The 17,592-nt window shown below is 42.6% G+C and carries 17 protein-coding genes and 1 riboswitch; of the genes, 9 read left to right on the top strand and 8 right to left on the bottom strand.

Annotated elements, in window-relative coordinates; genetic code table 11:
- The first annotated feature begins 39 nt into the window (after positions 1 to 39).
- From OKIT_RS03345 to OKIT_RS03335, 3 genes are all read left to right on the top strand, one after another.
- Positions 40 to 621, top strand: coding sequence for a 2'-5' RNA ligase family protein (locus tag OKIT_RS03345; RefSeq protein ID WP_081466743.1), 582 nt, complete (start codon positions 40 to 42; stop codon positions 619 to 621).
- Between the two features lie 25 nt (positions 622 to 646).
- A complete protein-coding gene (locus OKIT_RS03340) occupies positions 647 to 1,231 on the top strand; it encodes a histidine phosphatase family protein (RefSeq protein ID WP_007745317.1) in 585 nt (194 codons plus the stop codon).
- A gap of 459 nt (positions 1,232 to 1,690) precedes the next feature.
- Positions 1,691 to 2,617: a helix-turn-helix domain-containing protein gene (locus OKIT_RS03335; RefSeq protein ID WP_007745311.1), complete on the top strand. Its 927-nt coding sequence runs from the start codon at positions 1,691 to 1,693 to the stop codon at positions 2,615 to 2,617.
- Here the strand turns inward: OKIT_RS03335 and OKIT_RS03330 are convergent.
- From OKIT_RS03330 to sufC, 6 genes are read right to left on the bottom strand one after another with little or no spacing between them, the layout of a single operon-like run.
- On the bottom strand, positions 2,614 to 2,940 hold the full coding sequence (locus OKIT_RS03330; protein ID WP_007745308.1) for a metal-sulfur cluster assembly factor: 327 nt from the start codon (positions 2,938 to 2,940) through the stop codon (positions 2,614 to 2,616). The two genes, OKIT_RS03335 and OKIT_RS03330, sit on opposite strands and share 4 nt — an antisense overlap.
- Before the next feature lie 9 nt (positions 2,941 to 2,949).
- Positions 2,950 to 4,353 (bottom strand): Fe-S cluster assembly protein SufB, encoded by a 1,404-nt coding sequence (gene sufB / locus OKIT_RS03325; protein WP_007745307.1) that lies wholly within the window; start codon positions 4,351 to 4,353, stop codon positions 2,950 to 2,952.
- Entirely contained in the window at positions 4,346 to 4,801 is a 456-nt protein-coding gene (gene sufU / locus OKIT_RS03320) for a Fe-S cluster assembly sulfur transfer protein SufU (RefSeq protein ID WP_007745305.1), read from the bottom strand. Before sufU ends, sufB begins: the two co-directional genes overlap by 8 nt.
- Positions 4,788 to 6,026: a cysteine desulfurase gene (locus OKIT_RS03315; protein WP_007745303.1), complete on the bottom strand. Its 1,239-nt coding sequence runs from the start codon at positions 6,024 to 6,026 to the stop codon at positions 4,788 to 4,790. Before OKIT_RS03315 ends, sufU begins: the two co-directional genes overlap by 14 nt.
- On the bottom strand, positions 6,019 to 7,290 hold the full coding sequence (locus OKIT_RS03310; protein ID WP_007745302.1) for a SufB/SufD family protein: 1,272 nt from the start codon (positions 7,288 to 7,290) through the stop codon (positions 6,019 to 6,021). Before OKIT_RS03310 ends, OKIT_RS03315 begins: the two co-directional genes overlap by 8 nt.
- On the bottom strand, positions 7,265 to 8,110 hold the full coding sequence (sufC, locus tag OKIT_RS03305; protein WP_007745301.1) for a Fe-S cluster assembly ATPase SufC: 846 nt from the start codon (positions 8,108 to 8,110) through the stop codon (positions 7,265 to 7,267). Before sufC ends, OKIT_RS03310 begins: the two co-directional genes overlap by 26 nt.
- 250 nt (positions 8,111 to 8,360) lie before the next feature.
- Here sufC and nrdD point away from each other — a divergent pair, with 250 nt between their 5' ends.
- The 3 genes from nrdD to OKIT_RS03290 all read left to right on the top strand — a co-directional run bounded on the left by nrdD (position 8,361) and on the right by OKIT_RS03290 (position 12,174).
- Positions 8,361 to 10,529, top strand: coding sequence for an anaerobic ribonucleoside-triphosphate reductase (gene nrdD / locus OKIT_RS03300; protein WP_007745300.1), 2,169 nt, complete (start codon positions 8,361 to 8,363; stop codon positions 10,527 to 10,529).
- On the top strand, positions 10,530 to 11,102 hold the full coding sequence (gene nrdG, locus OKIT_RS03295; RefSeq protein ID WP_007745298.1) for an anaerobic ribonucleoside-triphosphate reductase activating protein: 573 nt from the start codon (positions 10,530 to 10,532) through the stop codon (positions 11,100 to 11,102).
- 73 nt (positions 11,103 to 11,175) lie between these two features.
- Positions 11,176 to 12,174 (top strand): HoxN/HupN/NixA family nickel/cobalt transporter, encoded by a 999-nt coding sequence (locus OKIT_RS03290; RefSeq protein WP_007745297.1) that lies wholly within the window; start codon positions 11,176 to 11,178, stop codon positions 12,172 to 12,174.
- 45 nt (positions 12,175 to 12,219) lie between these two features.
- Here OKIT_RS03290 and OKIT_RS03285 read toward each other — a convergent pair whose 3' ends face one another.
- On the bottom strand, positions 12,220 to 12,507 hold the full coding sequence (locus OKIT_RS03285; RefSeq protein ID WP_007745296.1) for a hypothetical protein: 288 nt from the start codon (positions 12,505 to 12,507) through the stop codon (positions 12,220 to 12,222).
- Between the two features lie 152 nt (positions 12,508 to 12,659).
- A riboswitch (Lysine riboswitch) is annotated at positions 12,660 to 12,831 on the top strand.
- Between the two features lie 97 nt (positions 12,832 to 12,928).
- On the opposite strand from OKIT_RS03285, the gene OKIT_RS03280 reads away from it, so the two are divergent.
- The 3 genes from OKIT_RS03280 (at position 12,929) to mutY (ending at position 16,519) form a co-directional block, all read left to right on the top strand.
- Positions 12,929 to 14,533, top strand: a complete 1,605-nt coding sequence (locus OKIT_RS03280; protein WP_007745295.1) for an ABC transporter substrate-binding protein/permease — start codon at positions 12,929 to 12,931, stop codon at positions 14,531 to 14,533.
- Positions 14,534 to 14,539: 6 nt separating this feature from the next.
- Positions 14,540 to 15,286 (top strand): amino acid ABC transporter ATP-binding protein, encoded by a 747-nt coding sequence (locus OKIT_RS03275; protein WP_007745294.1) that lies wholly within the window; start codon positions 14,540 to 14,542, stop codon positions 15,284 to 15,286.
- Between the two features lie 111 nt (positions 15,287 to 15,397).
- Positions 15,398 to 16,519: an A/G-specific adenine glycosylase gene (gene mutY, locus OKIT_RS03270; protein ID WP_007745292.1), complete on the top strand. Its 1,122-nt coding sequence runs from the start codon at positions 15,398 to 15,400 to the stop codon at positions 16,517 to 16,519.
- 21 nt (positions 16,520 to 16,540) lie between these two features.
- Here the strand turns inward: mutY and OKIT_RS03265 are convergent, their stop codons facing one another.
- Positions 16,541 to 17,587: a hypothetical protein gene (locus OKIT_RS03265; protein ID WP_007745291.1), complete on the bottom strand. Its 1,047-nt coding sequence runs from the start codon at positions 17,585 to 17,587 to the stop codon at positions 16,541 to 16,543.
- Positions 17,588 to 17,592: the final 5 nt, after the last annotated feature.

The raw sequence follows: 17,592 nt of genomic DNA, 5'->3' as shown, positions 1-17,592 counted from the left end.
GACGAAATTGCAATTTTTTTTCATAACGAATCACTGATTATGAGATTATTAACCAATGTCATACATAACAAAAGAAGAAAAATCGAGAAGATGTCCATGCCATGGCGTTCCATACTGATTTTCCCTAAAATTTCCACCGCTATTGCAATACAACATGTCAGAGAACATTTTGATCCCTTAGTGTCTCATATCCGCCCTCATATCTCATTAGTTTTCCCATTCCAATCGGAAATGCCTGATACGATACTTATCGAGAAAGTCACGCAAATTATATCTGGAACCTCAGCTTTTCCAGCGGCCTGTACCAGATTAGGTCACGATGATAATGGCTATATCTGGCTAGAAGCAGATCAAGGCAGGGATACATTTACGAAACTACACGATCAACTGTATAGCGATCCGGTTTTTGCACCTTTCTTGCGTAGGGATATTCCTTTTCAGCCGCATATCACAATTGCCAAAGTTAATCAGGGCAATACAGATAAGATAATAGCTGGCATCAAAATCCAGGATTTGTGCTTCTCGACATTGATAAATGCAATCTCAATTGAACGAGTAGCCGCCAACAACGATTCCGATGAATTTGCAAAAATGAATTTGATCTCAGGCAAACAACACTAATCAAATAAGGAAAATCAGGAGACCTATGAAAAGAATTTATTTTGTTCGCCACAGTATTCGAGATAACCGAATTAAAAATGACCGGAAAGCGCCACTCACTCAGCAAGGCAAAAAATTAGCAGATGCCTTAAGCAGTTATTTTCAAGACAAGCAGATCCAGTCTATCTATTCATCGCCATATCTTCGTGCCTTGGAGACGATCCAACCCACGGCAAAAAGCTTGCAGCTGCCGATTACACAGTCCGAGATGCTCAGGGAACGCCAAAGCAGTTGGCAAACGAACTGGCAGCAACATTTGCAATCTTTATGGGCAGACTTTCAATGTCAATTTCCTAATGAAGAGAGTATGGCCCAAGTCCAAAAAAGAATGGTCGCTTTTTTTGCAGAAGCGATTCGCTCAGCTGACAATAATATGATCATCTGCAGTCATGGCACGGCTCTCAGCGTGTTGCTCAACCATTTAACCGCTGGGCAGTTTTCTTTTAAAGATTGGCAATCTATGAACATGCCAGAAGTCTATCTTCTTACTTTAAGCAGCAATGATAGATTCGTCACTTTGGAGAAAATCGACACAGGTTCTGGAAAAATATTAAAAACATTTTCGAAATGAAGTTATGTCAATTAAACTGGAACTATTTTTCTCTGTGATTTGATTAGATTGCGGAGTTAATCGCTATAGTGTCTGCTATACCGGAGCCAGACTATAATAATTATTTTATAAATATTATTAACTAAAATCGGAATGTTAACAATTCTGAAATTTTCGAATCATGAAATTCCATACAAAATCCATTTAACAAGCAGATTTTTCTGTGTGAAAAAACCTCAAATCAGCGTGATATCGCGATTATTGCCAAAGGATTGACAATTCAAAATGACTGGATTCTGATCAAACGGCATTTAATAAAATGACTGTTTTTTATAACCGGTCCTTGATTTTTTATTAATCACATTGTTTGATTGCCTATCTATCTTTTTTTATTTCATGAATAATGATATGATTTAAGAATAGGGATTATTGTTAAGTCAATTTTCACAATAAACGAATAAACGTTTCTAGGAGAACATGATGTTTTTAAATAAAATCATAGTCGCGCGTAGAAAAGAAATGAAAATATCTCAGATAAAGCTGGCTGCAGGCATTTGCACACAGGCCACCATTAGCAAATTAGAGAGCCAAGGTTTGGCACCATCGCCAGATATTCTTGTAAGAATCTGCAAGCGCTTGAACTTGACTTTAAATGATGTATTTTCAGATTTTAACGACGAAGTTAAAGAAGCACTGCAAAATAAAATAGATCAGGTTTTTCAGCTAACTTCGAGCTACCATTTTGAGAAAGCTGCCAAATTGCTGGACTCGATTAAAGAAAATCAAGCTCGGGACAAGGGCCTGCTCAATGTATTGTATTATCTCAAAGGCAATCTTGCACTAAATTGGAAAAAGGATTTTGACGAAGCACAATTTTTCTTTAATTGGATATTGGAGCATACGGCAAATGACCAAATCAGTTATGAACAACTCTTTGCACTCAAAGGTTTGGGCATTATTTACTTTGAAAAGAACAAGTCTGATTTAGCTGCTTACTATCTTGACCAGATTAATCAAGTGATTGTCGAAGATAAGAAATTCCCGGATAATCAAATATCAGTTCATTTGCTGGCTAATTTAGCTAATTTTTACGCATCGAACAAGCAGTTCAAGAAGAGCCTCAAGGCTAGTCAAGCAGGCTTGGACATTATTAAAGAGACAAAAGTCTTTTCATATCTAGAACAGCTGCTTTATGCTAGAGCGTATGCACTGGCTCAGACCGAAGCCGATTCTGAGCAGGTTAAGAGCTTACTGCAGCAAGCTCAGGCCTTTGCTCGTTTTAGCGGCAACCAATCGGTGATCGATTATGTTGATCATTATTTCCAGACAGGAGAATTTAAAGCAGCCGATCGTCAAGAAGACGCTGTCGCAGATACAGAAAGTTTCCCGCTGCCATCCGGTAATTAATGAATGCCCAGATCCATCTTGGCCTCGCGCGACATCTTATCAATTGACCAGGCTGGTTCCCAGACCAAATTAATGGCCACCGTCTTGACTTCCGGTAATTCCTCTAACTGTTCTTGAATAGACCGATTCAGATAATCCGATAAAGGGCAGCCCATAATCGTCAAAGTCATTGTGACTGTGCAGCAGGCATCGGCCGATAGAGAGATACCGTAAATCAATCCGAGATTAACGATGTCGACGCCTAATTCCGGATCGATAATTTTAGATAACGATGCTAACGCTTTTGTTTCAAAAGCGTTTTTTTGTCCATCAGTCTGAGTCATGAACAATGTTTAACCAATCGATCCTGCCATCTCAAAGCTGATCAAGCGATTCAACTCGACCGCATATTCCATTGGCAATTCCTTGGTAAAGGGCTCGACAAAACCCATAATAATCATTTCTGTGGCTTTCTGTTCGGAAATACCGCGGCTCATCAAGTAGTAAAGCTGTTCTTCGGAAATCTTGGACACTTTAGCTTCATGTTCCATTGAGACATTGCCGTTATAAATCTCATTATAAGGAATCGTGTCGCTGGAAGATTTGTCGTCCATGATAATCGTGTCGCACTCGACATGCGAAAAAGAGCCGTCCGAATGTTCGCCAAAACGCACCTTGCCACGGTAATCAACGCGGCCGCCATCTTTTGAAATGGATTTGGAAATAATCGACGAAGATGTATTTTTTGCATTGTGAATCATTTGTGCACCTGTGTCTGAATCCATGCCGCTGCCGGCAACAGCAATCGACAGCATCGTACCGCGCGCACCTTCGCCATTCAAATACACCGACGGGTATTTCATCGTGGCCTTGGCGCCCAGGTTGCCGTCAACCCATTCCATGATGGCACCTTCTTGAGCTTGAGCACGCTTAGTTTCTAGACTGTAGACGTTTTTTGACCAATTTTGGATCGTTGTGTAACGACAATAAGCATGCGGCAGCACATTAACTTCGACGACTGCGGCGTGCAGACTATCCGATTGATAGTTCGGTGCCGTACATCCTTCGACATAATTGATGCTGGCACCTTCATCAACAATGATTAAAGTACGTTCGAACTGGCCGGAATTTTCAGCGTTCAAACGAAAATAAGACTGGATCGGTACAGTCGTCTTAACACCTTTAGGCACATAAATAAAACTGCCGCCCGACCAAACAGCTGAATTTAAAGCAGCAAATTTATTGTTGTCTGATTTGACCAGTTTGCCAAACCATTTTTTAAACAATTCCGGATATTCTTTTAAGGCCGAATCCGTATCCGTGAAGATAATACCTAGTTTTGCAAATGAGTCGCGCATATTGCCGTAGACAGCCTCGGATTCATATTGGGCCGAAGAACCAGCCAGATACTTTCTTTCTGCTTCAGGAACACCCAAGCGGTCAAACGTCTGCTTGATTTTATCCGGTACCTGATCCCAATCCCGATATTTTCTATCAGTCGGTTTTTGATAGTAAAGCATCTGCGACAAATCCATTTTGGATAAATCCGGGCCAAAATTCGGCATCGGCAAAGATTGATAGATTTGATAGGCATGCAGTCGATAATCAAGCATCCATTTCGGCTCTTCTTTTTCTTGGGATATTTGTCGAATAATATCTTCATTTAAGCCGCGGCCGGTCGAAAAAACAGGTGCCACATTATCGTGAAACCCAAATTCATAACTGCTATCTTGGACAACATCCGACACTTTACTCATGCTTTTTCTCCAAATACTGGTCTAACAAATTATCCGCTGCATGCCAAGCCAGCGTTGCGCATCTAATACGCGTTGGAAATTCTGCGACAGAAGCTAAAACTGCAGCATCCCCGAGAGCCTGATTTTCTTGATCAGAAATAGGCTCGCCCATGATCAAGCGGCTAAAAGAAGCGATTAATTTTTTAGCATCGACCAAATTTTGACCCAGCAAAACGCTTGTCATCATGCTAGCCGAGGCTTGAGAAATTGTACAGCCTTGACCTGTAAACGCGATCTCGGCCACCTTCTCTGCCTGGAAAACCATTTCAACATTAATCGTATCGCCGCAAGTCGGATTGCGCAGCATCAAATGATAGCTGGAATTTGCCAAATGGCCATAATGCTGGGGATGGGCTGCGTTTTCTAAAATCAGCTGACGGTATAAAAGATTTAATTTATCTAGCTGCATTAGAAAAGAACTCCTTTGTCCGCTGCAACCCGCTGATCAGACGGTCGACATCATCACGCGTATTGTAAAAATAAAAACTCGCACGAACAGCTGCACTGATACCTAAATAATGCATCAAAGGTTGGGCACAGTGGTCGCCAGCACGGACTTCAATGCCTTGCAGATCCAAGGCCGTGGCCACATCGTGTGCATGCAGTTTGCCAAGATTAAAAGCAAGGACTGACGCATGTTTTGCAGCATCCAAAGGTCCATAAATTGTCAGACCATCAATCTGCGACAGACCTTTCAAAACAATCGCCATTAAATCCTGCTCGTAAGCCTCGATCTTATCCATACCCAAGGCCTGCAGATAATCGATCGCTGCAGCCAAACCGATCGCACCGCCAATATTGGGCGTACCCGCTTCAAACTTCAAAGGGGCGGCCGCCCAAGTCGCCGATTGTTCATCCACACGGTCAATCATTTCACCACCGAATTGGACTGGCGGCATCTGATCTAATAATGCCTTCTTACCATATAAAACGCCAATCCCTGCTGGTGCCAGCATTTTATGTCCGGAAAAGGCATAGAAATCAGCATCCAAATCCTGCACATCGACAGCAAAATGCGGCGCCGCTTGTGCACCGTCAACGACCATATAAGCACCTTGCTCATGTGCCAAACGCGCGATTTCCTTAATCGGGTTAATCGTGCCTAATACATTGGAGACTTGTGCAATGGCGACAATTTTAGTCCGTGAAGTCAGTTTGCGTTTTAAATCAGTCATATTTAGTTCGCCATCTGCTTGTAAGCCTATGTAAACAAGTTTGGCCTGTTTGCGCTGAGCTAATTGCTGCCAAGGAATCAAGTTGCTGTGATGCTCCATCTCGGAAATCAAAATCTCATCACCGGCAGTCACGACCAAATCACCAAAACTGCGAGCAACTAAATTCAGGCTTTCAGTCGTCGAGCGCGTGAAAACAATCGACTGGCTGTCAGCTGCGTGAATAAATCCCGCCACCTTGTCGCGTGCCGCTTCATAGCTATCTGTGGCGCGGCTGCTTAAAGTATTGATACTACGATGGACATTGGCATTATCATGCCGATAAAAGTCACTGACGGCTTTTAAGACAGATACTGGCCTTTGAGCAGTTGCGGCACTATCTAAATAATCCAGTTTTTCGCCATTAATCAGCTGTTGGAAAAACTCGAAATCATTTCTGGAATTGTTCAATCCATTATCCATTAAAAAGGCTCCTTTCAATCAAGGAAATCGCGTAGTCGGCAATCGCTTTATCGGAAATTTCACTCAAAGATTCAGCCAAAAAACCCTTGACTAATAAAGACTGGGCTTTGGATTTTGTCAGGCCGCGGCTGAGCAGATAATACAACTGCTGGCGATCAACCTGTCCAATACTGGCTGCGTGCCCGGCTATAACATCATTTTCATCAATTAATAAAATCGGATTGGCATCGCCCTGTACAAATTCAGACAACATCAGCAGACGATTTTCCTGCTGGGAATAAGCAGCGTGAGCCCCTTTGATAATCCGGCCAATGCCGTTAAAGACAAGTTTGGATTCATCCAGCAGGACGCCGTGCTGGACAATGTTGCCCACGCTATGACGTGCATAATTCGTAATTTTGGTATTAATACCCTGTGTCTGTTTGCCAGCAGTGATCGCCACGACTTTTGTCTCGGCGTTGGATCCGCTGCCGAGAAGATCAGAATAAAATTCGCTGACGACATTACCCTGATTCATTTCAACAAAAGTCGACTGAACCCTGGCATCTTGGTCCAGTTGCGATTTTCGGTAAATGTGCGCGCTCGTCTTAGCAGATAGTGTGTCTAAAACCGTATAAGTCAAAGTACTGTCGGCGTCGGCAAAAATAACAGTGCGCAAATCTGCTGCATTAGCACAATCACCCAAGGTAGAGACTTCCTGAGAAATTTCTGCTTGGGCACCAGTCTCCAAAACAATGATCATCAAATTGATGAAATTCTCTTCTTGACGGCTATCCTGCAGCTGCAAAATCTTCAGTGCTGAAGACAGATGAACATTTTTCGGAATATAAATGAACAAACCGCTATTGACTAAAGCAGCCTGCCACAAAGCTAAACCGTCCTGAGCCTTATTGGAAAAACATTTTCGAAAATATTTTTCAAATAAGGCAGCCCGTGTCGTCATGGCCTCTTCTAAATCGCAAACAACCACACCCTGCGCAATCAAATCTGCTGGCAAATCAATTTTGATCGTTTTCCGACCAAGAATCACAACCGCCTGTGCCTTTCGGACCAAATTACCAGGCACATCAATGTGCGGCGGTATCGCTTTTAAATCAAATAAAGGCCAATCACGATAATCAATTTTTGGAAAACGCCGCGGCTGCTGATTCAGTGCCTGCTGCCAGCTATCCGCACGAAATTCAGCCAGCCATTTTGGTGCCTGAGGTAAAAGCCGTGCAGGCCAATCAGTGTGCATTTCAATTGACTGAGCAAGCGTCGTCACGATGCTTGGCCTCCCTGATTGGTATTTGATCATCGTCAACTAAATCCACTTGAATACCCAGCTCGTCGCGCAAACCAGCATAACCTTCGGCCTCTAATTTTTCCGCCAAAGAAGCATCACCTGTTTTGACAATCCGGCCGTCCATCATCACGTGAACCTGATCAGGGTGGATATAGTTCAGCAAACGCTGATAGTGCGTAATCATCAAAGTACCGAAATCTGGACTTGCCATCGTATTAACACCCTTAGCGACAACTTTTAGAGCATCAATATCCAGGCCAGAATCGATTTCGTCTAAAATCGCAAATTTAGGACGGATCATCATCAGCTGAAGAATTTCATTGCGTTTTTTTTCACCGCCGGAAAATCCTTCATTTAAATAACGGTCGGCCATGCTTTCCGGCATATTCAACAAAGCCAAATTCTGATCTAAATCTGACAAAAATTCACGGATTGACATCGGCGATTTTTCCGGTCGCCGGGCATTAATCGCCGCACGCATAAATTCTGCATTCGTAATACCCTTTATTTCGACTGGATACTGCATGGCTAAAAAGAGTCCCAGGCGTGCTCGCTGATCGACCGAATCTTGTAAAATATTATGGCCGTTCAGTAAAATCTCCCCTTCAGTGACCTGATATTTAGGATTCCCCATAATCGTCTCGGATAAGGTGGATTTGCCAGTGCCGTTTGGCCCCATGATGGCATGCGTTTCACCAGTCCTCAAAAGCAGATTGACACCTTTGAGAATCTCGTCTCGCTGTTTTGTCTCTTCATTTTCAATGCAAACATGCAGGTTTTTTATTTCCAATTTATCCATGCGATTCTGCTCCTTAGGACTATGATAATTAACTCACACTAACACGATTATTTTTTGTTGGGCAATGTTAAAAATTGATTAATTTTTTTGATTGGTATTTTGGCCGGCAGTCATTGCAAACTGTTAGTCGCACATACTTGTGAAGTCACTTTACGTGGTTTTTACAGCTGTTTTCGTAACAATTTTTCTGTTGCTTTTTGCCCTGATATCTCTTACGATAGTCCTTACCAAATCGATCAAAGGAGTTATGATGGCAGAAACAAAAACTGACTTAGAGACAGATAAATACTTGCTGGATAAGCTAGCTGTCATTAAAAATGACGGCGAGAAGACGAAGTTCCACTTATATAAAATAGGACTTGTATTGGACCAGATTTTGTCCGATGAACAGTCAGATACTGCAGACGAAATTATCGCCAAACTGCTGGCTTTTTGCGAGGGCAGAAATGAAATCTCAACGGACGATATCCGCACATTTATGATCACAAGTTTGCGTGATCTTGGTTTAGACCAGGCCGCAGAAAAGTACATAGCCTACCGACAACAGGATATAAAAAAATTTGAGGAAGCTGTTGACCCAAGAATCAAACTTGAACAACTTTTAAGCAAAAAAGATAATATTGTCCACGAAAACGCTAATAAAGACAGCAATGTTTTTAGTACCCAACGCGACCTGACAGCCGGTATGGTCGGCAAATCTTTGGGACTAAAAATGATGCCGGAAACAGTTGCTAAAGCTCATTTGCGTGGCGACATTCATTACCATGATTTGGATTATTCGCCAATGACTGAAATGACCAACTGCTGTTTGGTCGACTTTAAAGAGATGCTGGCACATGGTTTTGAAATCGGCAATACCGATGTCACACCGCCGCATTCTATCGAGACGGCCACAGCTTTAATGGTACAGATTTTTGCTAACGTTGCTTCCAGCCAATATGGCGGATGTTCATCGGATCGTACTGATGAACTGCTGGCACCTTATGCCGAGATGAATTATAAGAAGCATTTGGCTGAAGCGGCAAAATGGGTTGAACCTGATCAGCGTGAAGCATTTGCCAAATCGCGGACGAAAAAAGACATTTATGATGCCATGCAGGCTTTGGAATACGGTATCAACACACTACTTTCTTCTCAAGGCCAGACGCCCTTCACGACGGTCGGATTCGGCTTAGGCACTTCTTGGATTGAGCGTGAAATTCAAAAAGCCATCCTGCAGATTCGTATCGAAGGTATGGGTAAACAACATCGTACAGCCATTTTTCCTAAATTAATTTTCACTTTGAAACGCGGCTTGAACTTAAAGCCCAGTGACCCTAATTATGATGTCAAGGAACTCGCCATTGAATGTTCGACAAAAAGAATGTACCCGGACATCTTGATGTATGACAAGATCATCGAACTGACAGGCAGTTTCAAATCACCGATGGGCTGCCGCAGTTTTCTGCAAGGCTGGAAAGACGAAAATGGCAAAGAAGTCAATGCTGGGCGTATGAACTTGGGCGTTGTTACGATTAATCTGCCAAGAATCGCGATTGAATCCAAGGGCAACATGGCCATTTTTTGGGAAATCTTCAATGAGCGCGCCGCAATTGCCAAAAAAGCCCTCCTAAATAAAATTGAACATGCCAAAATGGCCAAGCCGCAAAACGCCCCGATTTTATACCAGTCTGGTGCTTTTGGGAAACGACTGAAGGATAACGAGTCAGTCGATCAGCTGTTTACCCATCGCCGCGCGACTATTTCGCTTGGTTACATCGGCCTATATGAAGTCGGAACAGTTTTCTTCGGGCCAAAATGGGAACACAATCAGACAGCCCACGATTTCACAGTCGAAATCGTTAAACGGATGCATGATTACTGCGTTGCTTGGGAAAAGGAATACGATTACCATTTCAGCCTTTATTCAACACCAGCCGAGTCGCTGACTGATACTTTCTGCCAGCTTGACGAAGATCGTTTTGGCAAAATCCCAGATATCACAGAGAAGGAATATTATACGAACAGTTTCCACTATGATGTCCGCAAGAACCCAACACCATTTGAAAAGTTAACTTTCGAAAAGGATTATCCAGTCTACGCTTCTGGCGGCTTTATCCATTACTGCGAATATCCGAATTTAAAACAAAATCCTAAAGCACTGGAAGCCGTGTGGGATTGGGCTTACGACCAAGTCGGTTATTTAGGCACCAACACTTCCATCGATCATTGCTACAAATGCGGTTTTGATGGTGAATTCAAGCCAACCGCTAAGGGCTTTGAATGCCCAGTCTGCGGGAACCGCGACCCAGACACTTGTGATGTTGTTAAAAGAACCTGCGGCTATCTGGGCAATCCGCAAAAACGGCCAATGGTTCACGGCCGCCATAAGGAAATCGCATCCCGTGTTAAGAATATGACTTTAGGGAGCCTTGATTAAATGACAGTCGGTCCGAAGAATCCAAAACCTAAAGAATGGCTCTCAAAGGATCATAGCCTAGGCTACATCGCTTCTTACAAACCCTTTAATATGGTTGACGGGGAAGGTGTTCGCTGCAGTTTGTATGTCTCAGGCTGTCTGTTCAACTGCCCTGGTTGTTACAATGCCGTCGCACAAAACTTCCATTACGGCCATCCCTACACACAAGAATTAGAAGATCAGATCGTTAAAGATATGTCCCAGCCTTATGTCCAAGGCCTGACGTTACTGGGTGGCGAACCTTTCTTAAATACAGGCGTCACGATTAAGCTTTGCAAACGGATTCGGAAAGAATTCGGCCATGACAGAGATATCTGGTCTTGGACCGGTTACAAATGGGACGAACTGATGCAGGAATCAGACGATAAATTAGAGCTCTTAAGTTACTTGGATATGCTGATCGATGGCCGTTTTCTCGAATCTCAAAAGGACCTGACCCTGCAATTCCGCGGCAGTGCTAATCAGCGCATCATCGATGTACCAAAATCATTGCAGCAGCACAAGGTGGTTATTTGGAGCAAACTGCTTCGTTAACATTAGTATCCCGAAACAAAGCAATAACTGTTTCAATTGTTTTGTTTTTTATTTTCTTTTTTTGGAGTTTCCGTTGAAAAAAACAATCAATCACTCAATTATCCATGACTTTATTCGTTATGGCTTATATGTTTTACTCATTTTTTCCTTGGGCATCGGCTTGCTGTTAACGCACGCATTCAAGTATCCATCTATTTTAGCCTTGGCAATTTTGGCTTTCACTTTTGGTTTGCGACATGCTTTTGACATTGATCATATTGCCGCTATCGATAATATGACGCGGAAATTATTAAATGACAAAAAGAATGCACATGGTGTCGGCTTCAGCTTTTCTTTTGGTCACTCACTCGTAGTGATAATGATGACCATTATCACGGTATTGTTAGTGGAATGGGCCAAAAAGAGAATGCCGGACCTTAACCAATTCGGTGCAGCTGTCGGCACCTTTCTTGCTGGTACAATGCTGATCGTTTTGGCTGTTGTCAATATGTTTATTATCAGATCCATTTGGCTGAATTTTAAACACAGCTCGGAAGAAAACAAAAAACGCGGCACTGAAGGCCCCATCTATCATCTTTTTACAAAGTCACTCAGTCTTATTAATCATAATTGGCAGGTAATGATTGTGGGTTTTATTTTCGGATTGGGCTTTGATTCGGCTACACAAGTTGCTGTGCTGGCTACTTCAGTTGCCGCCGCTGATAAAGGCCTTCCTTGGATGGCAATTATGTCGATTCCAGTCATGTTCACAGCTGGTATGTGTTTAATGGATACCTGCGACGGTCTCTTTATGAGCACAGCCTATAGCTGGGTTTTTTCATCACCTTTTAGAAAACTGTATTACAACCTCGTCATCACAACTATCTCAGTAATTTCAGCCCTGACAATCGGGCTGATTGACCTTTATCAATCTATCAGTGTGGTCTTCCACTGGCACAATGCAACGGCCAGTTGGATCAGCCAACTAGATTTCAATAAAATGGGTATCGCCTTAGTACTGCTGTTTGCCTGCACTTGGGCTGCTGCCATTATTTTTTGGCGATTGTTTTCATTAGATAAATATGATAAATAAAAAGAGCACCTTTAACTGATGCTCTTTTTATCATATTTTTTTAAATTATTTAACCTTTGCCCAAGTCCGCAAATCATCAAATGTTTTCTTAGGATCCTGTGATTCATCTCTGGCCAGCTCATCAATCCGGCTAGCAACCTTTTTCATGTCAACTTTAGGATATTCGTCAATCTTTTCAGACTTATGAACACCTGTATTATCATAAATTGACTTAAGCAAGTACCTTTCCACATTTTTGTCTTCATCCGCATTGAATGCGTCAATATTCTTGGCTAACATAACGGACAAACCTTCAATGTTCAGTTTTTCTGCTTCGGCTTCTTCTAATGCCATTTTGTTCACCTCTTACAACTCATATGATAAACAATAGTCAGGAAAGGTCAAACGTTTTTGGCAACTTTCTGCAACTTTAAGCAGACTGTATCAACTGACAAATTTGACTTGTGTTGGTTTCCATAATATACTGCATAGGAATCTAGTAACCGCAATAAAATAGAGGCGCGGTTATCACGAAAATTGCTGAGCAGACAAAAGCGTTGATGCAATTGTAAGGATCGCCGCCGAAACAAGATTGAACCTGTCATTTGATCTTTGTTGGGCCATGTGGAAAGACTGCATGGACTGTCCTAGGATCACCTAGGGGGTGCTATTAATTGGGAATCTTATCTTCTTAATTTAAAATACCTTTTACCTCTATTAATCTCTGTTATTAATAGAGGTTTTTTGTCGTTGCAGGTTTGATGAAGGAGAGAAAATGTATTTGAAACAGAAAAGAAGTTGGCTGTCTATAATCGGTCTGCTCTTTGCCGTATTCGTGATAGCTGCAGGAACTTTTCCTAGCAGCCAAGCACAAGCCGCAAAGAAATCAAAGAAAGTCTTTTTAGTTGGTATGGAGGCCAACTATCCGCCTTTCAACTGGACGCAGCAGGATGCCAGCAATGGTGCCGTGCCAATTCAAGGATCCAATCTTTATGCTAACGGCTATGATGTGCAAGTTTCCAAGCGCATTGCCAAACGTCTGGGACGACCTGTCGAAGTTGCCAAGACTGAATGGGATGGCCTGCTGCCAGCTTTGACTTCTGGAAAAATCGATGCGATTATCGCTGGTATGACGCCGACACCAGAAAGAGAGAAAACGATTGATTTTACTCGGGCATATTACAACTCCAAACAGATTATTGTTGTCAATAAAAACAGCAAATATGCCAAAGCAAAAACTTTAAAGGATTTCAAAGGTGCTAAGCTGACTGGGCAACTAAGCACTGTTCAATATGACCTGATCAAACAGATTAAGGGTGCTATCAGAGAACCAGCCATGCGTGATTTTTCATCGATGCGTGTTGCCCTGCAATCCAACACGATTGATGGCTACGTAGCCGAACTACCGGAAGGATATAGTATGGCCGTGGCTGACCCTAATGCCACTTACATTAATTTATCAAGCAAAGGCGGATTTGTGCTGGACAAGACCGAATCACAGGAAGCCATCGGCCTGCGTAAAAATGATCCGAATAAAGCAACGATCAATTCTGTCTTATCCAAATTGCCCAATAGCGAGCAATCACGTCTGATGCAGCAGGCCGTTAAAGAGCAGCCGCAGACAAGTTCTCAGGGTAACTGGTTTATTGATATTTGGCAGCAATACGGTGGCATGCTGCTACGCGGTATTGGTATGACGCTGCTGCTGGCAATTGTCGGAACGGCTGTCGGCTTTATTATCGGGCTGCTGATAGGTATTGTGAGAACCATCCCAGCACCCAAAAAGCGCTTGCAGCGTTATCTGATTAATTTCGTTAACTGGCTGCTGTCTGTCTATATTGAAGTCTTTAGAGGCACGCCCATGATCGTTCAAGCGGCAGTTTTCTATTACGGCGCCGCTCAAGCCTTCGGCATTAACTTGGATCGAACCACCTCGGCATTGATTATTGTTTCTATTAATACAGGTGCATATCTGGCCGAAATTATCCGTGGCGGTATTATCTCAATTGACCAAGGCCAATTCGAAGCTGCGACTGCTTTGGGGATGACGCATTTTCAGCAAATGAATAAAATTGTCCTGCCGCAAGCTGTCCGCAACAGTATCCCGGCCGTGACCAATGAATTTATTGTGAACATCAAAGACACATCGGTGCTAAGCATCATCTCTGTGTCAGAACTGTTCTTCACCGGTTCAACAATTGCCGGACAGAACTTCCAGTTCTTCCACACTTATCTGACCATTTCTCTCATCTATCTGATCATGACCTTCACGATTACACGAATCTTCAGATTGATTGAAAAGAAATTAAATGGTCCGAAAAACTATGATTTAATGACCAATGATTTCCAAATTGCAACACCGAAAATTGCCGGAAAGTGAGCGAAAATGGAAAAAGATAACATTCTAACGATTCAACATTTGAAAAAATCTTTCGGACAGCACGAAGTTTTAAAAGACATTGATTTGCAGGTGCAACGCGGTGAGGTCATGACCATCATCGGATCTTCCGGATCCGGTAAATCAACATTACTGAGATGCTTGAATTTGCTGGATGATGCCACGGCTGGTGAAATTCTCTATAACGGCCAAAATATTCTTGACCCGAATTTCAACCGTATTCAGTATCGTGCTAAAGTCGGTATGGTCTTCCAACAGTTCAACCTCTTCAATAACTTAAATGCTTTGGAAAATTGTGTTGTGGCTCAAACAACCGTTTTGAAAAAGAGTCCTGCTGAGGCTGAGAAGAATGCACTGGCTCAATTAGAAAAAGTTGGTATGGGCCCGTATGTCAAAGCTAAACCAGCACAACTATCTGGTGGGCAAAAACAACGTGTCGCAATCGCACGAACACTGGCAATGTCGCCTGATATGATTTTGTTTGATGAGCCGACTAGTGCCCTAGATCCAGAAATGGTTGACGGGATTCTTGATATCATGAAAGATCTAGCACATACCGGACTAACAATGATTCTCGTTACGCATGAAATGGGCTTTGCCCGTGATATTTCTGACCATGTCGTCTTCATGGACCAAGGCGTGATCGCTGAACAAGGCAGCGCCGAACAGATTTTTTCTTCTCCGAAGAATCCGCGGACGCAAGAATTTTTGCAGCGTTATTTGAAACGACTGTGATTTCAAAAACTGGATCTGCCAAAAATGGCAAGTCCAGTTTTTTTATATCAATTTTTAAAAATCTTCGGGCGTTACAATATAGTCTGAGTGAGATAGGAGCAGCAATAGTACATGATTGAGTGGCCAGAAAGCAAAATTCATGCTTTTCAAAAAACATTATTAGATTGGTACGATCATAACAAACGCGATCTGCCCTGGCGGCGGGACCATGACCCCTATCATGTCTGGATTTCAGAAATCATGCTCCAGCAGACGCAAGTCCATACGGTCATTCCTTATTACGAGCGTTTTATGGGTGAATTTCCGAGTGTGGCTGATTTAGCCAACGCAGATGAAGGCAGATTAATGAAAGCCTGGGAGGGACTAGGCTATTATTCACGTGCCCGAAACTTGCAGAAAGCGGCTAGGCAAATTGTCCAGGATTATGACAATGTCTGGCCGCGTGATATTGCTGAGTTGCAAAAGTTGGCCGGCATCGGGCCTTATACGGCTGGTGCCATCGCGAGTATCGCTTTTAATCAGCCAGTCCCAGCAGTCGATGGCAATGCTTTTCGCGTTTTCTCGCGCTTGTTAGAAATTGATGATGAAATCAGCAAGCCGCAAACACGCAAAATTTTCGAACAAGTTATCAGCAAAATTATCTCTCAAGAACGCCCTGGCGATTTCAACCAAGCCATTATGGATTTAGGTTCCAGCTATATGACTGCAGCCAATCCAGATTCAGACCACTCGCCTGTTAAGGCCTTTAATCAAGCCTACATTGACGGCGTTGAACTGAACTACCCTGTGAAAAATAAAAAGCCCCGCCCTATCGAAGTCGACTATTTTGCTTTGGTTATTCGTTCATCGGCTGGCATTTTGATGGAAAAACGACCAGATAGCGGCATCCTAGCTGATTTTTGGACTTTTCCTCTCGTGGCCAAAGAAGATCTGCTGGCCTTTAGCGGACAAGACGAATTTGCAGAAGACGAAGATGCGCTGACAGCCATGACGGATTATTTTGCCCAGCAATATGGGCTAACTCTGGCCTTTCAGTTCTTGCCCGTCAAGAAAGTCACGCATATTTTCACCCATCGCAAATGGCTCATGACACTTTTGTCTGCTGACCTGACGACTGAAAACGACTTAAGCCTTTTTCCAGGCCGTTTCTTTAGCAAAGAGGATTTTATTCAGCACGCTTTTCCCAAAGTACAGCAAAAATTAATTGATCGGGTGAATTCTTTGGATGAATAATCTCATTAACGAGTACTGCCGCTATTTTGGTGTTGTCAATTTGAACCAATTACTTTCAAATTGACGCGCAATACATCGAGTGAGGAACAGCACCGAACCTAATCCCAATAATTGGCCTGCCAAAACATAAATGGCGGTCAGATTGGTAAACTCAATCAACAGACTTAGCACCATCATACTCATCGTGACTAACATAATTGTCAGACCGGTTAGTAAAAGCCCAACTATAGCCATCGTGTTCCTATTACCACTATCCGAAACACACAAATTCATGAACATCTGGGCAATAGAGATATCCGTCGTTGCCAGCATAGCAATCAGCACCAACTCTTTCACAAAAAACCAAAAAGAAATGCGAGAACCGGCCAACAGACATAAGACCACTAGCGAAAGGCACAATAACCGCACGATGTCTAAATGAGTAGTGTGCTTTGAGAAAGCATGAACGGACCATTTGTCCAATAAGCGATGGTTAGAAATTTGATTAGATAAATCAGATTGCTTTTGATATTGCCCAAATATGGCAAGACGCATGAGGATAGTTCCTAGAAAACCAACGATTGCAAACTCAGAAAATACAATAGGCTGATGCAGATACAGCAACACGATTATCACCAGAAAAACAGCGCTCAACGCGCAGACAAAAGTCTTCCTTGCCATTGCCGATGAAAACGGCTGAAGGCTTGTGCTATCAAAGCGACCTGTTCGATCCAATGTGTACATTTTTTTTGCTTGAAATCTGGAACAAAGATGCTGCTGATTTACTGGTTTCCGAAAAAAATAAAGTATCAAGTAAAATAAACTAATCAAAAAGAAAAATATCAGTAAAATGGCCAGGTATCGCTCAAAATATATTTGCAAGGAAAGGCTCGCCAATAATGACTCTAGCGGCTTATCAAGAGATTCAATCCATAAGATAATCCTGTTTGATATGGTGGTGTTTGACAACAATGTCAAACTCAAAAGTGTCAAAAATAGAGAAGCAGTCAGTTTAACACAGCTAAAGTAACTACTTTTCTGAATGCGGTGAGTTACTTGCCTGAGCTCATATATCAAGTTATAAGGCATAAAGT

The sequence above is a fragment of the Oenococcus kitaharae DSM 17330 genome (genome assembly GCF_000241055.1).
Taxonomy (GTDB): domain Bacteria; phylum Bacillota; class Bacilli; order Lactobacillales; family Lactobacillaceae; genus Oenococcus; species Oenococcus kitaharae.
This window is presented reverse-complemented; position numbering and strand designations above follow the sequence as displayed.

Excerpts from the sequence above, each read along its gene's own strand:
- OKIT_RS03345 (WP_081466743.1), top strand. The coding sequence starts at position 40 with ATGAGATTATTAACCAATGTCATACATAACAAAAGAAGAAAAATCGAG.
- OKIT_RS03340 (WP_007745317.1), top strand. The coding sequence starts at position 647 with ATGAAAAGAATTTATTTTGTTCGCCACAGTATTCGAGATAACCGAATT.
- OKIT_RS03335 (WP_007745311.1), top strand. The coding sequence starts at position 1,691 with ATGTTTTTAAATAAAATCATAGTCGCGCGTAGAAAAGAAATGAAAATA.
- OKIT_RS03330 (WP_007745308.1), bottom strand. The coding sequence starts at position 2,940 with ATGACTCAGACTGATGGACAAAAAAACGCTTTTGAAACAAAAGCGTTA.
- sufB (WP_007745307.1), bottom strand. The coding sequence starts at position 4,353 with ATGAGTAAAGTGTCGGATGTTGTCCAAGATAGCAGTTATGAATTTGGG.
- sufU (WP_007745305.1), bottom strand. The coding sequence starts at position 4,801 with ATGCAGCTAGATAAATTAAATCTTTTATACCGTCAGCTGATTTTAGAA.
- OKIT_RS03315 (WP_007745303.1), bottom strand. The coding sequence starts at position 6,026 with ATGGATAATGGATTGAACAATTCCAGAAATGATTTCGAGTTTTTCCAA.
- sufC (WP_007745301.1), bottom strand. The coding sequence starts at position 8,110 with ATGGATAAATTGGAAATAAAAAACCTGCATGTTTGCATTGAAAATGAA.
- nrdD (WP_007745300.1), top strand. The coding sequence starts at position 8,361 with ATGGCAGAAACAAAAACTGACTTAGAGACAGATAAATACTTGCTGGAT.
- nrdG (WP_007745298.1), top strand. The coding sequence starts at position 10,530 with ATGACAGTCGGTCCGAAGAATCCAAAACCTAAAGAATGGCTCTCAAAG.
- OKIT_RS03285 (WP_007745296.1), bottom strand. The coding sequence starts at position 12,507 with ATGGCATTAGAAGAAGCCGAAGCAGAAAAACTGAACATTGAAGGTTTG.
- OKIT_RS03280 (WP_007745295.1), top strand. The coding sequence starts at position 12,929 with ATGTATTTGAAACAGAAAAGAAGTTGGCTGTCTATAATCGGTCTGCTC.
- OKIT_RS03275 (WP_007745294.1), top strand. The coding sequence starts at position 14,540 with ATGGAAAAAGATAACATTCTAACGATTCAACATTTGAAAAAATCTTTC.
- mutY (WP_007745292.1), top strand. The coding sequence starts at position 15,398 with ATGATTGAGTGGCCAGAAAGCAAAATTCATGCTTTTCAAAAAACATTA.
- OKIT_RS03265 (WP_007745291.1), bottom strand. The coding sequence starts at position 17,587 with ATGCCTTATAACTTGATATATGAGCTCAGGCAAGTAACTCACCGCATT.